Below are 14,366 nucleotides of genomic sequence, written 5' to 3' on the forward strand. Positions count from 1 at the left end.
CTTCATTTGTCCTAACCTTAGTGCGTAGTGCTATATCTCCAACTCAACCCTTCTTAAAGGGCAAGTTTAGGTAAGCTAGGAACAGAGTAGCCTTAGCTGATTGAACCCCTATTCCTCACCATCTTCGCGCTCTATGTCAGTAGCGCGGGGTAGTTGAAGTTTATTGAACGAAGCCATTCTCGATGCATGACTTTGGCTGTATTACAATTAGTTATGAATTTCTATAAGAGATTATAAGTCCTTGGCTGGTACAGACACCAGCTTTTTGCTCGATCCTACTCCATTGGCTATAAAATTTTAGCTTCAATAACTCGATTGCTGTTTTCTGGTTACTGTTTTAGGAGTATGCTTAGCCTTGGCTTAAGAGACCCCTCGTTGGACAAGCTGCATTGTTTTGTTGAATTTAGCTAATTCGTCTCCTGAAGCCATTGCCTTGTCCCTGTATTCTAGCCAACCCTGCTAATTGGTGATTAACGCCAGCGATCGCTCACCGCCGTCCAATCCGCCTGATCAGGAGGTGTTACAGCAAGTCGAGTCCTCAATTATACTGAATACATGGAGGTTTTGATTGACTCTTCTTCTATAAATTCCAATGGCTCTCTTGAGCAAAGTTAAAATTAAAGTTTAAATTGCTCTGTTGAAACACATCCGTTAAACGATCCATTCCAACCTAATTGGATGTTATCTTAACAGGGTCAGTCAGCGGTGGTGGTAAAGCATCAAGTTGGGGTTGAGGTTAAGATGGCAGGCAACTTGGTAACCCAACAGACCATTCGCGCCTCAGCATTGAACGCAAGGTTTTAGGAGTACATTTTCCTTAAAATGCAGGGAACGTTAAATGAAATTGATATCCGCAGTATCCTGCAACTGATCGAACTGGGTCAGCGCACAGGAGAACTTTTAGTTGAGGCGCAAAGCTTCCACACCCATAACTCTGGTAGTGATTTGACTCATAAATTTATCCAGGGACGCTCTCACCTCGCGACCCCACCCCGTTGCCCTGGACCATTTTGGTTTGTTTTTTTTCTCAACGGACAAATTGCTTATGCGGCAAACAGTGATCACAGTTTGTCACGACTGCGCGATTACCTGCGTCGCTATCGAGCTGAAGCAGCTTTGGATGACATCGAAGAACCGTCGATTGCTTCGACCAATGCTCCCGAATATGGCTATCTTTGGGCGTTGCTAGAAAACCATATTATCACGCCAGCTCAAGGGCGCAGCATTCTCCACAGTATGGTACATGAAACCCTATTTGACCTGTTGAGCCTCCACAATGGATATTTTGTCTTCGAGGTTGATCCAGCCTTAGCGCCCCAACTCACCACCTTAGAAATTGCCCCCCTAGTGACCAAGATTATGAAGCAAGTCCAGGAGTGGAAGCAGTTTCATCCCCATATCCAATCCCCTAATCAATGCCCACTGATTACGGATGAAACGAAATTAAAGGCAGCATTACCGGAGAATGCATTTAGAACCCTCAAACGGTGGGCGAATGGCAAAAATTCTCTGCGACAGATGGCTCGCTATCTCAATCGTGACATCCTGACTGTCACCCGAGCCATTTACCCCTATATCCAACGGGGTTGGATTCAATTGCTGACGTCAGCACCTCAACAAACCCTCGCCGTTCGACAACCTTGGGAATCCACCCGTGCAGATCATGCACCTTCTGTAGTCTGTATTGATGATGACAAGGCAGTGGGCAAAACCGTCGAGTATATGCTGCAAGCCCAAGGATATGAAGTAACGGCAATTCAAAATCCCCTCAAAGCTCTCAGCTTACTCTTCCAAATCAAACCAGCTCTAATTCTCTGTGATTTAGTCATGCCCCAACTCGATGGATATGAACTGTGTGGCATGTTGCGACAATCGACGACATTTCGACAAACTCCAATCATTATGCTGACGGGCAAAGATGGCTTTATTGACCGTGTGAGAGCTCGCATGGTAGGCTCAACGGACTATTTGACTAAACCGTTTGGAGCTAGTGAGCTGTTGATGTTATTGGAGAAATACGTAGGTCCGGGAGATCCGGAAAAAATGAATTTCGATAGTTCCCGCCAAGTCCTAGAGGAGGAGGTCAAGGCAACCGATATTACTAAATCAGCATCGGCTTAACAACAGTGATCATCATGTAACACGCAGGAAGGTAATTCTTCCGCTACAATCACCTCATAGACTCATACAGCGATGCGCCCTAGCTCCATTTCGCAGTTAAGCCTGTCACAATAGAGAAAGGGATCAGTTCAGGATGAAGCTACCATAAAGGATACATTAATCATTACTCTATCTATGTTTAAGGGTATAGCTCAACGATACAGCTCAGTTCACGTTCAAAATTCGTGCGCTTATTGGCAAGTCAGGTAGGGGGTTATGAGTACAGTTTTGGTTGTAGAAGACAGTTTGGCACAGCGACAGATGATCTCAGACCTCCTCAAAGGCAGTGGGTTGACGGTCTCTGTGGCAAGTGATGGAGTAGAAGCCTTAGAACATATTCTGCAGTCTCGTCCTGATGTAGTGGTATTGGATATTGTTATGCCTCGTATGAATGGGTACGAGGTCTGTCGTCGTTTAAAGGCTGATCCCAAAACCCAAAATGTACCCGTGGTCATGTGTTCTTCAAAAGGCGAAGAATTTGATCGATATTGGGGCATGAAGCAAGGGGCAGATGCTTACATCGCTAAGCCCTTTCAGCCCACCGAGTTGATTGGCACAGTCAAACAGCTACTCAGGTCATAAATATAGTTAAGACTCTAGCTGCGAATGGTTGGAAATCCGGATTTTTTAACAGATACTGGTCAAGATCAAGCCCCAGAATTGCAAGAACTAGAAAGTCCTGAGGGTGAATTACACTTGCGATTTTACGTCCCTTCTGGTATGGAATTTGCTTTGCCAGCGACTGGGATTAAAGAAGTGCTTGAGCCATCTCCCAACCAGATCACCCCCATCCCTAATGCTTCCCCCTTATTATTGGGGACGATCAATATGCGAGGTCGGGTTATCTGGGTTGGTGATCTGGGTCAATTTCTGGGAGAGCCGATCCCTGTGAATACAGACCGATCAGAAATTCCCGTCATTGCCATCGAAGATCAAGATACAATGCTTGGTTTAGCCGTGGAGCGAATTGTGGACATGGATTGGTTAGATGTGGAGCAATTACAAATGGCAATGAATGTTCCGGATACGATGGCACCTTTTTTAAAAGGAGAGTGGTTATTAGATCCAGAATCTAATCAATTTTTACGACTTCTCGATCAGGTGGCAATTCTACGAGCAGCGCGGTGGGCAGCATGAATGAACAGTAAAAGAAAGGAAAAAGAGAGCAACCTTTTGTTTGTTACTTTTTCCTGGTGAGCAAAGGGAGGAGGTCAATGGCATCAAGTACAGATTACGTTCAGGAATATACACACGCACAAACGGCTTATGCACAAGGTAAATACCAAGAAGCTGCCGATCTTATTAGTCGGTTGATTGAAGAGTATCCCGATGATCCAAGTGCTTTGTTACTTAAGGGTCATATCTGTTGCTATGGTCTACAGCAGTACGAGCAAGCACGGGAACACTATGAGCAAGTTCTTAATTTAACGTCTGAACCTGATTTTATCGAATATGCCCATAAAGGTCTAGAAGATGCTAATCAATTGTCCAGCGAATTCGATTCTGTCGATTCACCCCCATCCACAGAGGACTTCGATAACAATTTCCACGATATTGATGAAACCGATGATTTGAATGAGATACCTACATTAGAAACCTGGCAAGACTCGGAAGAAATTGATGAGTCTGAGGATTTCGATTTAGGGGCTTTAGATTTAGATGAAGCGGGACTAGGGGATGATTTTGACTCAACCTCATCTTCGCCCTTTGCCGAACCCCTGGATAGTTCAGCTATTGAATCAGAGACGACGGATGAGCCAAGTTCTGTAGATGAATCCAATCCATTTGCCTTGCGCGGTTTAGACGAAGAGAGTGGTGATGTTGACAATCTTTATGAGTCATCGAGTGATTTTGATCTAAATGACAACCCCTTTGCTGAGGTAGACTATGAAGATTATGAGGAAGGAGCGAGTGATTTTGATCTAAATGACACCCCCTTTAGCGAGGCAAATTACCCAGAAAATTATGAGGAAGGAGCGAGTGATTTTGATCTAAATGACACCCCCTTTAGCGAGGCAGATTATCAGGATCACTTTGAGGACTTTTCAGCGGAGTCTGAGGATGATACGGCAGCAACATTTGTCATGCCTCCCGGTAGTGCCCCTGAATTTGAAAATGCTGAGGAGCAGAATCCACCCTCTTATGAGTCAGAATCCCATTTCGATGAAGACTTATCGGACGTTGATCAGGAAATGGAGGGTTGGCATGATGAATCGATTGACGAGTCATATGAAGACCACCCCGTTTATGAAGACGAAACCCTACTGATGAATTCAGGGGAGTTGGGCGCAAGTTTACCAACGGATACCGATGAGTTTGACTATTCGGCTGAGGAAACAGATGAGGCGATTGAAGCATTTGAAAGCCAGGAGTACACTCAGGATGAATCAGACTTCGATCAAAATGGATTTAACGCTCCCGATGAGCACTTCGACTTTGAGAGCTTTGACGATGCTTTCAGCAATGACTCATTCACGATGGATGAAGTGGCTGAGGCTGAGGCTGAGAACTTCTCAGAACTTGAAACGGACAAAGACTTTTTAGACGCTTTTGATGTATTTGAAGATGATTTAGGCTCTCTTCCCGATTTCGCCATAGACGATCAGGATGAATTAGCTGACTCGGGCGCGAGTGAATCAGATTTTGATGTTTTAAGTAACAGCGGAGTCATACCAACAGGTGGCGAAAGTGAGGGAGTTAGGGAAAATGGCGATGCCGTCCGAGATAGTGTAGCTGCTCACCAGCAATCGGCTCAGGAATATCGCTCAGTTGATAGTGATGAAGAAATTTTCAGTATTGGTAGCTCAACTGAACAACTCCCAGTTTTTAGTCAAGCCAAAGAGGGGGGACATGAACCTATCGTTAATGTTGATCAAGGGTGGCTGGCTCCCTTTGAAAATGCCTCCCTCCATCATAAACAGTGGATTATGTCGTTTGCGGCTGGGATTGCCTCCGCTTTTGTCGTTGCCTTAGTCAGTTTTTCGGCACAAAGTATTGCTGCGCGAAGTTCAGTACCCCAAGGGCAAGCTCAACCCGCCGCGATCGCGAATCTCAAATTTGCCCATGCTTTAGCCAGTGGTGCAGCATTTGCGGCTAGTTTTGGCATTACCCTGTTTCTGGGTCGGATCACCACTCGCCAGATTCAACAAGTCACAGTGGATTTACAAACCCAGTTTGATGCCGTTGCTCAGGGAAATCTTAATGTCAGTGTCCCGATCTACTCCGAGGGAGAACTCGGTCAACTGGCTTCAGGTTTCAACCAGATGGCGCGAGTGATCCTAACCACCACCAGTGAAGCCACCCGCAAAGCCGAAGAACAAGAGCAAGCCAAAGAAGACCTGCAACGCCAGGTAATTCGATTGCTAGATGATGTTGAAGGAGCTGCACGCGGGGACTTAACGGTACAAGCTGAAGTAACAGCCGACGTTTTGGGAGCAGTGGCTGACTCCTTTAACCTAACCATTCAAAATCTGCGGGAAATCGTTCAACAAGTAAAAGATGCCGCCCGTAAAGTGACCAAGGGTTCGACTGAAAGCGCGGCATTTGCTGGCAGTTTATCCAATGACGCCTTGCGCCAAGCCGAGGAACTAGCGGTTACCCTCAACTCCGTTCAGGTGATGACCGACTCCATTCAGCGAGTCGCTGAAGCCGCCCGGGAAGCCGAGGAAGTTGCCCACACCGCTGCGGATGTCGCCCACAGAGGCGGTCACGCGGTAGAACATACGGTGGCAGGCATCTTGCAAATTCGGGAAACTGTAGCAGAAACAACCCGAAAAGTCAAGCGATTGGCTGAATCTTCCCAGGAAATTTCCAAGATTGTCGCCGTAATTTCCACAATTGCATCCCGAACCAACCTGTTAGCTCTCAATGCCAGTATCGAGGCAGCTCGAGCTGGAGAGGCAGGTCGAGGGTTTGCCGTCGTTGCCGATGAAGTGCGGCAACTGGCAGATCGTTCAGCCAAGGCACTCAAAGAAATTGAGCAAATCGTCATGCAGATTCAAAGCGAAACCGGGTCGGTAATGACGGCGATGGAAGAAGGCACCCAGCAGGTTATTGATGGAACCAAACGGGCAGAGCAAGCCAAACAAGCATTGGAAGATATTATCCAAGTGTCCAATCGCATTGATGCTTTGGTGCGGGCAATTAAAGCGGATACAGTTGAACAAACCGAAACATCCCGTGCTGTTGCCCAAGTCATGCAATCGGTTGAACTAACTGCCCAAGAAACCTCTCAGGAAGCCCAACGGGTATCCAGTGCCTTGCAAAACTTAGTTGGTGTGGCACGAGATCTACTCAATTCTGTAGAACGTTTCCGTGTGGAATCAAATGAAAGCAGATAGTCCTTGGACAGTGAACAGTGAACAGTGAACAAGGGCAAATGACAAATGACAAATGACAAATGACGAATGAATGAATGAAACCTCTTCCTCTAGCTTGGGATTGTGGCTCCAGCGCTTGCTAGCTGCCATTTTATTAGGCGGTCAAGTCATCGTTCATCTTCTCGGTGGCAAAATCTACCGACGCAATACCCTGGAGCAAATGGCAGTTGTTGGTCCTGATTCACTCACCATTGCCCTGATCACGGCTACTTTTATCGGTGCCGTGTTTACAATTCAGGTAACGCGAGAATTTATTAACTTTGGGGCAACTACAGCCATTGGAGGGGTTTTGGCACTGGCATTGAGCCGGGAACTTGCGCCTGTATTAACGGCTGTGGTGATTGCCGGACGAGTGGGTTCAGCATTTGCGGCTGAGATTGGCACAATGCGCGTGACTGAACAAATTGATGCACTTTATATGCTCAAAACCGATCCCATTGATTATTTGGTCATCCCTCGTGTCATTGCCTGCATTCTAATGCTGCCGTTATTGACAATTCTCTCAATTATTCTCGGCATGACGGGCGGCGTATTGATTGCTGTTAATCTTTACAATATTCCTCAATCTGTCTTTCTGGATTCCGCCCGGAATTTCCTGGGAATCTGGGATTTGTTTACGGCGATGATTAAAGCCGCTGTATTTGGGATGCTGATAGCCGTCATTGGCTGTAGCTGGGGATTAACCACTAGTGGTGGAGCCAAAGGAGTTGGTCAATCCACGACAACGGCAGTCGTCACGGCTTTACTGGCAATTTTCATCACTAACTTTTTTTTGTCGTGGCTGATGTTCCAAGGCACAGGCAGTGCAGTTCTGTAGTTAGAGGTATATTAAAATAGATCATTTGTGTCGATAAACAACGGGAATTTAGTCTAGTGACCTCTGCTACTTCTTCATCTTCATCAACCCAAACCATCGAACTTGCCCCTAGCTACGCGATTCCTTTGGTATTGGTTCTGGGCAGTATACCGATTGTGCTGCTCCAAATTTGGGTCGGTTTACTCATTGCTCTTTTCGGGTTATTTTTAATGATTCAAGCGGTAACCATCCGTCTGCAATTTACCGAAACCGCATTGGATGTCTATCGTTCCCAGACTTTAATTCGCCGTTTTCCGTATAAAGACTGGTCAAATTGGCGGATATTCTGGTCATCGTTTCCAATCCTTTTCTATTTTAAGGAAGTGAATAGCATCCACTTCTTGCCAATTTTATTTGATCCCAAACAGCTTAAACGTTGCTTAGAGGAGCGCTGTCCCCAGAGTTGAGACTACTTTCCGATATGCCTTGCTAGAAATCTAACGTTTAGGCTTGAGAACACCTTGTAACAAAGGCTCTCTTGCCCGGTAACTCGCCCTTGAGAATAATCCCACCATTTAGGGGTTGGGAATGTAAATCATTATCAGATATTAATTATTCAATGAATTCAGACGAACCACAAACCCAAGAATCCAATTTAGAACAACAACCAATCTCTGAGGAATTTGATCAAGACTCTCCAGAGCAAAAACCCGAAACAGAACGCTCTGAGCCGTTAACTAATTCATCTAACCAATCTGACGTGACACAACCCCAAGCTGACTCTTCAAATGCTTTAGACTTACCTGCGCCAGATGATAGTCAGATGACACCATCAAGAAACCAACAGGAAACCGTCGCGAATTTAACTCAAACGATCGCGGATCTTGAGGCGCAAGAACAACAGTTGAGGCAAAAAATTGCCCAGCTACAAGCCAGCCAAAATCAGATTTTATCTGACCAGTTAACCAAAACCCAAGCCACCATCCAACAAATGCTCCAAGAGGGGTTAAGCGAATTAGATCAGCGCAAGCAAGCCCTTTTAATTTCTGTGGAGCAACTAGAACGCCGCCGAGAACGCATTCGCACGGAAATGCGAACCACATTTGCTGGGGTATCTCAAGAATTGGCAATTCGGGTGCAGGGTTTTAAAGACTATTTGGTTGGCAGTTTACAAGACTTGGTTGTAGCGGCGGAAGAGTTAGAATTAGCCGAACCGACGGCAGAATTTTCCCAACCTAGGATGGATGAACCTCAGCCGCCAGTTTCTTCTCCTACACCCAAATTTGCTGAACAGGCGTTTCAGGATCAGATCCAGCAAATTCGGGACATTATTGACCAATACCGGAAAATGCCAGATTATTATGGTCCGCCTTGGCAATTGCGTCGCACGTTTGAGCCAATTCATGCGGAGCGAGTGTCCAATTGGTTTTTTAGTCAAGGGGGGCGTGGGGCGATTCGCACTATCGGTAGCCGCTTGCAAAATATTTTGGTCGCCTCCGCCGTGATGTCTGTTATGCGGACGCTTTACGGTGATAGACTACGAACCTTGGTTCTTGCCAATACCCCTGAACGGCTAGGAGAGTGGCGCAGAGGATTGCAGGATTGTCTGGGTATTGCCCGCAGTGATTTTGGTCCAGAACGGGGGGTCGTTTTATTTGAGGAACCATCCGCCCTCGTGCAAAAAGCCGATCGCTTAATGACCCAGAAGCAACTTCCTTTAATTATTGTAGATGAAACAGAAGACCAGATTAGCCTTTCAATTCTGCAATTTCCTCTCTGGTTAGCCTTTGCTCCCGATCCTCAGCAACTGAGTAATTACTAATAATGGGTGGAACATCTGTCAATTGTATGTAGGGGCGGGTTTAGCCATTTAATGTGGGAATCTACTGATCACCTCTCAAAAAAATCCACCCTTCGGTCATAAGAGGGAGATATAGGTAACGAATGTTACGATTTTCCTGCCATACCCTTACCCGTGTCACACGCTCCCATATAAAATCGGCTAGGGGAGATGTTCCAATAAATAAAGTAACTATCTCCCCTAGCTTTTTAATTGTGGAGGGTTTAAAACAATGATGCGTGAGTTGAGTTGGATTGGGCTACTGCTGATCAGTGCTTACTTACTTGGCTCAATTCCAACTGGATATTTGGCAGGACGTCTGGTTAAAGGAATTGATATTCGGGAAATCGGTTCGGGATCAACGGGGGCGACCAATGTTTTGAGAAACCTGGGAAAAGGTCCAGCTTTAGTCGTTTTACTGGTTGATGCGGCGAAAGGAGTGGGTGCTGTTGCGTTGGTACATGGCTTCTTTGCCCTAACGGGAACATCGGTGATACCAGATACCTGGAAACCTTGGTTGGTGGCTGTTGTCGCTTTGGCGGCTATGTTGGGTCACAGTAAATCCATTTGGATTAACTTTACGGGAGGAAAATCAGCCGCTACAGGGTTAGGCGTCTTATTCGCTATGTCTTGGTTCGTCGCGCTGAGTGTATTGATAATCTTTATTGGGGTCGTCAGTATCTCGCGGATTGTTTCTCTGGGTTCGATTGCGGCGGCGATCGCGGTGGCTGTTTTGATGATAGTCTTAGCTCAACCATTGCCCTATCAGATATTTGGGATTGTGGCGGGACTATACGTTATCTTACGCCATCGAGCCAATATTCAGCGCCTACTTGTCGGTACTGAACCCCGTTTAGGACAATCTGCATCAGCGGAAATGATCAGCAGTTAAACCGTTGTTGGTAGGGTGTAGCTTTTCCCCTCTCAGGTTAGAGCGGATGTGAACTAGGATGGAGATAGTCAGTTTCCAACAAGTACCGTGAACCAGTACGATCCTAAACTTGCTCAGTTTAACCTATCAGGCGTGGGCTGTTGGCTCACCCTATTAGCCACCTTTCTCTTACTGGGAACAGTTGGCTTGGGCTGGCTGGTCAACGGATTCTTAATTCTGATTGGGTTAGTCATCCTCGCACCAGTCATTGGCTGGATTGGCTTTCGCTGGTGGTTACAGCGCAACCTGGTTGAGGATAAATGTCCCGTCTGTGCCTACGAGTTTACTGGGTTTAATCGTACCGAATGTCGCTGTCCCAACTGTGGCGAATTGTTGAAAGTCGAACAGGGTCAGTTTAACCGCTTGACGCCGCCGGGTACGATTGATGTAGACGCCGTAGAGGTTTCAGTAAAGCAGCTTGAGGATTAAGTCCATTGTCAGATATAAGGCTTAGCGGGTTCAAGCCATGGCGACTCAGTAGGTTAGTGGAAATACACTCAACAATATTAGTTTCTGTAAAGTCCCTCAAACCCTGACATAAGACGTAGCTTGCTTCTTTTCGGGAAGCGAGTATTTTACGAAAAGCATTCCCAAATTGACGCTCAGTAGCCGTTAACTTTCATTTGTCCCACCTACTGACTAATGGAGAGGGTATAACTTTGCCCTCCAGTGCTATCGACAATATAGATCTTGTAAGTGCCTTCTTCCCAATATCCCGGTGCTTCAACGGTTTGCCCTGGCGCAGTGGCTAACACACATTGTCTACCACTTGCCACGGGTTCACCTGTTGAATTCAATGGTTCAATGATCAAAGCCGATTGACCAGCGCTTTGGAGGCTGAAGTTCAACGAACCGAAGTCTTGTTCCAAGGTGATCGTATACTGCGGTTGGATATTACCCACTTGGCAATTGTTCCCTTGAGCGGAAGTGCCTTGGAGTTCTAGGGCATTAAATCCTGGCGCTAACCTTTGCACAGTCTGACTATGGAGCAAACCTGCGTTCGCTAGCAGCATCGCTAAGGTGGTTGGCACAATCATCCACTTTTTCAGTCGTTTCATTCTCTGAGGCTCCACTATTGTTTGAGTCTTTCTGAAACTTATCGTCGTACATTAATAGACCCGCCGAAACTGACTCTGTTCCTGTTTGTTATTTGTCACTCGTCATTCGTCATTTGTCAGGGAATAGGGAATAGGGAACACCTCGACTTCGCTCGGTGTGTCACAGGGAATAGGGAACACCTCGAGTTTTGAGTGAACTCCCTCATCTCCCCTAGCTTCCCCAGCTTCCCCAGCTCCCCCAGCTCCCCCAGCTCCCCTAGCCGCGTAGCGCTATAACCCCTAAGAATTGCCCGAAACCTTGCTCAAACCGATAAAATCAAAACATATAACCTGATTTCTACAACTTAATTCTCTTGGCAGATGGAACCGAATCGAGACGACGACCAATTCACGCCCGTGGGCAATCCCTTTCAACCGCCCTTCTATAACACCTATCCGATGAAGAAACGGTTCAATCAAATCAGTGCTTGGTTTAACAGCCTGCCTACCGTTGGTAAAGTTATTGTGGTGATTGTCGGCGGCAGCTTGAGTTTATCCCTCTTGAAGACTGTTTTCCAACTGATTACCTCGTTAATTAGCCTTGCCCTATTGGGAATAATCCTCTATGTAGTGTATAAATTTTTCATTACCCCTAAGTCTCCCCAATAGTTGCCCACCCTTTATCCGCGTCGCGTGAGAATTGAACATGACTAGCCCTACCATAAAACAAGTCCATAATCAAGCGGTTAGTCGATCATTTTCACTGCGACTTAATCGGGCATTGCCGATGATGACCCGGCGGTTGGCAGCCGTGGTTCTGGAAGTGTCGTTAGTGACGGCAAGTGCGGTCATTCCGTACAGTATCGGCGAGTATGCCAAAGACCATTCCCCGGCTGAACCCGTTCCTATCAACCCTGTCGTCGCAGCAACGGAAGAGGCGATCGCGAAAACCCTGGCATATCCACGAGCGCGATTAAATCGCCAGGTTGCACCCCTGACGAATTTGTTCTGGTGTGGGGCAATTGTTATGCCTATCACCATAGTTAGTTGGCAACTTTATCAATTGGGGAAAACAGGGCAAACCACCCCCAAACAGTGGTTAAAGCTGCGAGTGGTGACACCAATGGGAACACCACCGGGATTAATCCGGGCAGTTTGGCGTGAGGCAGTTGGGCGCTGGGGACTTCCTCTAGGTACAGCCTATTTGCTGTGGCGGTATACGGGCGCCTTTCCCGACTTTGGCATCTTATTAGGATTGGCGGGAGTCATGCTACTCATCGAACATGGCAGTGGCTGGATTCACTCACGACGCCGCGCCTTTCACGATCGCATGGCAGGTACTTATGTGGTGAATGCGTCTCAGGGATTGGCATCCGGCTCATTCAACGGCTGGCAGACAGGTCGAGATCACTCCGTTACCCTAGAATTTGACAACGGCTGGCATCAACGTAGCGAAACATCAACCCATGATCAGCCGAATCATCCCTCCGTAACCACCATCGTCCTCACCTCCCAATCCTCATCTCGACAAGCCCCCCATCTATGGGGGTGGATGCGCCGTCATCCTGGCGCAACCTTGCTAATTCTCTCGTTTACAGGAATGGCATCGGTTTTGGGGACTTTTGTCGGGACTCAGGTGTATATTCAACGTCAGGCAAATTGGCGAGAAGTTAATCAACAGAATAACGAAGTCTTTCTGGCACTGGTTAAGCAGTTGAGTTCCACCTCAGCCACCGCCCTAGAAGAACGACAAGGTGCAATTCTGGCGCTGGCAAGGCTGGATGATCCCCGTGCTGTGCCGTTTCTGGTGGATTTATTGGGACAGGAAAACACGCCGAGTCTGATTGATACCCTGCAGCAAGCGTTGGTGAGTAAAGGTGGTGAAGCCCTACCTCCCTTGCAACGGTTGAATCAGGCGCTACAAAATGATCGAGACACATTAGCCCGTCGGGGAACGCCAGGAGAGCAGCAGTTAGTCGCCTTGCGACAACGGGCAACCAATCGCGCGATCGCGAAAATTCTCACCATCTACAGTAGTGAACTGCACGACGCAGATTTGAGTCGCACTGACTTGAGTCAAATGGACACCCGTTCAGTTCAATTTACCTTAGTTTTGGATAACCTCGACCTAGCCGGACTTAATTTCCGTTCCGCCATCTTAACTGGGGGCAGTTTCCAAAACAGCCGTTTTTATGGGGCGGGTGCGGATCAACGCTGGGGTACATTTGATGATTGGATTGCCGATTTAAGTGGGGCTGAACTTAAGGAAGCTGATTTAACGGGGGCAAATTTAAACAATGTTTTGATGGCTCGCACAAATTTGATCCGGGCAATTCTGAATCGGGCAAATTTAGCTGATAGCTATCTCATTGGCGCGAACTTCAGCAGCGCTCAACTGATTGGTGCTGATTTAACGCGAGCCGTATTAGAAAATGCTAGCTTGACCGGGGCGAATTTAGGCGAGGTAAAGGCGTCTCTAGTGAATTTACATGGGGGAAGTCTCGGTCAAGTAAGTGCCGTTGGTGGAGATTTTAGCTTTGCGGATTTGACCCAATCCAATTGGCAAGGGGCGGATTTATCGGGAGCCAATTTCAGTCATGCGAAGTTACAGGATGCGGATTTGAGTTCGACGAAATTGGTTAAAGCAAATTTGAGTCAGGCTCAATTGCAAAATGCCAAGCTACAGAATACAAATTTGAGTGAGGTAGATTTACGCGGGGCGAATTTGACAGGAACGGATTTCCTAGGCGCTATGTTTGCCACAGCCGTGCCTGTTAAATCAGATCAGTTTATCACCCAACCTCCATCCGCCGCGTCGGGGGCGCGAGTACAGGGAGTGAATTTTGCCCGGGCGAAAAATTTAGATACCAATCAGTTGCAATATATCTGTAATCATGGGGGACGGCATCCGGAATGTCCTTAAATCAAGTGTTGTGGTGAGGGGGAGCAGAGGGAGCTGGGGTTGTAGAGACGTTCCGGTGGAACGTCTGGGAGCTGGGGGAGCAATGGTACATTTTCCCTGATAGTGGTGCAAGGATATGAAAGGGTTTGACCTTTTTTCCTTGAACAATAGCAATGATCAATGCCACTCAAAGCCTTGATAGCTAATGGTTTCGGCTTTATGCAGCAAACCCTAATTAGGGTCTGCTGAATAAGTCGAAGAAACACAACTGATGGATTAAGTAGTTAGGGTCTGCTGAATAAGTCGAAGAAACACAACTGA

Annotated in this window: 12 protein-coding genes; 11 read left to right on the forward strand and 1 reads right to left on the reverse strand. The window is 47.0% G+C overall.

Translation table 11 applies throughout. The features are described 5' to 3' along the window. Nucleotides 1-822 precede the first annotated feature (822 nt). The 9 genes from MC7420_RS08630 to MC7420_RS08670 all read left to right on the forward strand — a co-directional run bounded on the left by MC7420_RS08630 (nucleotide 823) and on the right by MC7420_RS08670 (nucleotide 10,535). Nucleotides 823-2,121 carry a response regulator gene (locus tag MC7420_RS08630; RefSeq protein WP_006099631.1) on the forward strand — a complete coding sequence of 433 codons (1,299 nt, stop codon included), beginning with the start codon at nucleotides 823-825 and terminating at the stop codon, nucleotides 2,119-2,121. Between the two features lie 255 nt (nucleotides 2,122-2,376). Then, nucleotides 2,377-2,742, forward strand: coding sequence for a response regulator transcription factor (locus MC7420_RS08635; RefSeq protein WP_006099778.1), 366 nt, complete (start codon nucleotides 2,377-2,379; stop codon nucleotides 2,740-2,742). Nucleotides 2,743-2,766: 24 nt separating this feature from the next. Further along, nucleotides 2,767-3,297, forward strand: coding sequence for a chemotaxis protein CheW (locus MC7420_RS08640; protein ID WP_006099833.1), 531 nt, complete (start codon nucleotides 2,767-2,769; stop codon nucleotides 3,295-3,297). 77 nt (nucleotides 3,298-3,374) lie between these two features. After that, complete coding sequence (locus tag MC7420_RS08645) at nucleotides 3,375-6,500, forward strand: methyl-accepting chemotaxis protein (RefSeq protein ID WP_006099840.1); 3,126 nt, start codon at nucleotides 3,375-3,377, stop codon at nucleotides 6,498-6,500. 70 nt (nucleotides 6,501-6,570) lie between these two features. After that, complete coding sequence (locus tag MC7420_RS08650) at nucleotides 6,571-7,356, forward strand: MlaE family lipid ABC transporter permease subunit (protein ID WP_006099676.1); 786 nt, start codon at nucleotides 6,571-6,573, stop codon at nucleotides 7,354-7,356. Nucleotides 7,357-7,412: 56 nt separating this feature from the next. Continuing rightward, nucleotides 7,413-7,802 carry a DUF3119 family protein gene (locus tag MC7420_RS08655; protein ID WP_006099780.1) on the forward strand — a complete coding sequence of 130 codons (390 nt, stop codon included), beginning with the start codon at nucleotides 7,413-7,415 and terminating at the stop codon, nucleotides 7,800-7,802. 152 nt (nucleotides 7,803-7,954) lie between these two features. Then, entirely contained in the window at nucleotides 7,955-9,157 is a 1,203-nt protein-coding gene (locus tag MC7420_RS08660) for a DUF3086 domain-containing protein (protein ID WP_006099967.1), read from the forward strand. Nucleotides 9,158-9,407: 250 nt separating this feature from the next. Continuing rightward, entirely contained in the window at nucleotides 9,408-10,067 is a 660-nt protein-coding gene (plsY, locus tag MC7420_RS08665; protein WP_006099710.1) for a glycerol-3-phosphate 1-O-acyltransferase PlsY, read from the forward strand. A gap of 87 nt (nucleotides 10,068-10,154) precedes the next feature. Continuing rightward, entirely contained in the window at nucleotides 10,155-10,535 is a 381-nt protein-coding gene (locus MC7420_RS08670) for a hypothetical protein (protein WP_044205897.1), read from the forward strand. Between the two features lie 203 nt (nucleotides 10,536-10,738). Here the strand turns inward: MC7420_RS08670 and MC7420_RS08675 are convergent, their stop codons facing one another. Further along, on the reverse strand, nucleotides 10,739-11,164 hold the full coding sequence (locus MC7420_RS08675) for a hypothetical protein (protein WP_044205899.1): 426 nt from the start codon (nucleotides 11,162-11,164) through the stop codon (nucleotides 10,739-10,741). A 360-nt stretch (nucleotides 11,165-11,524) separates the two neighbouring features. Between MC7420_RS08675 and MC7420_RS08680 the strand changes: the two genes are divergently transcribed. Continuing rightward, the gene (locus MC7420_RS08680; protein WP_006099721.1) at nucleotides 11,525-11,812 is read left to right on the forward strand and encodes a hypothetical protein; all 288 of its coding nucleotides are present in this window, start codon (nucleotides 11,525-11,527) and stop codon (nucleotides 11,810-11,812) included. 37 nt (nucleotides 11,813-11,849) lie between these two features. Beyond that, complete coding sequence (locus tag MC7420_RS08685) at nucleotides 11,850-14,066, forward strand: pentapeptide repeat-containing protein (RefSeq protein ID WP_006099686.1); 2,217 nt, start codon at nucleotides 11,850-11,852, stop codon at nucleotides 14,064-14,066. The last annotated feature ends 300 nt before the right edge of the window (nucleotides 14,067-14,366 follow it).

Origin of the sequence: Coleofasciculus chthonoplastes PCC 7420 (assembly GCF_000155555.1) — a bacterium.
Lineage (GTDB): Bacteria > Cyanobacteriota > Cyanobacteriia > Cyanobacteriales > Coleofasciculaceae > Coleofasciculus > Coleofasciculus chthonoplastes_A.

Excerpts from the sequence above, each read along its gene's own strand:
- MC7420_RS08675 (WP_044205899.1), bottom strand. The coding sequence starts at position 11,164 with ATGAAACGACTGAAAAAGTGGATGATTGTGCCAACCACCTTAGCGATG.
- MC7420_RS08645 (WP_006099840.1), top strand. The coding sequence starts at position 3,375 with ATGGCATCAAGTACAGATTACGTTCAGGAATATACACACGCACAAACG.
- plsY (WP_006099710.1), top strand. The coding sequence starts at position 9,408 with ATGATGCGTGAGTTGAGTTGGATTGGGCTACTGCTGATCAGTGCTTAC.
- MC7420_RS08635 (WP_006099778.1), top strand. The coding sequence starts at position 2,377 with ATGAGTACAGTTTTGGTTGTAGAAGACAGTTTGGCACAGCGACAGATG.
- MC7420_RS08680 (WP_006099721.1), top strand. The coding sequence starts at position 11,525 with ATGGAACCGAATCGAGACGACGACCAATTCACGCCCGTGGGCAATCCC.
- MC7420_RS08640 (WP_006099833.1), top strand. The coding sequence starts at position 2,767 with ATGGTTGGAAATCCGGATTTTTTAACAGATACTGGTCAAGATCAAGCC.
- MC7420_RS08630 (WP_006099631.1), top strand. The coding sequence starts at position 823 with ATGCAGGGAACGTTAAATGAAATTGATATCCGCAGTATCCTGCAACTG.
- MC7420_RS08660 (WP_006099967.1), top strand. The coding sequence starts at position 7,955 with ATGAATTCAGACGAACCACAAACCCAAGAATCCAATTTAGAACAACAA.
- MC7420_RS08685 (WP_006099686.1), top strand. The coding sequence starts at position 11,850 with ATGACTAGCCCTACCATAAAACAAGTCCATAATCAAGCGGTTAGTCGA.
- MC7420_RS08650 (WP_006099676.1), top strand. The coding sequence starts at position 6,571 with ATGAATGAAACCTCTTCCTCTAGCTTGGGATTGTGGCTCCAGCGCTTG.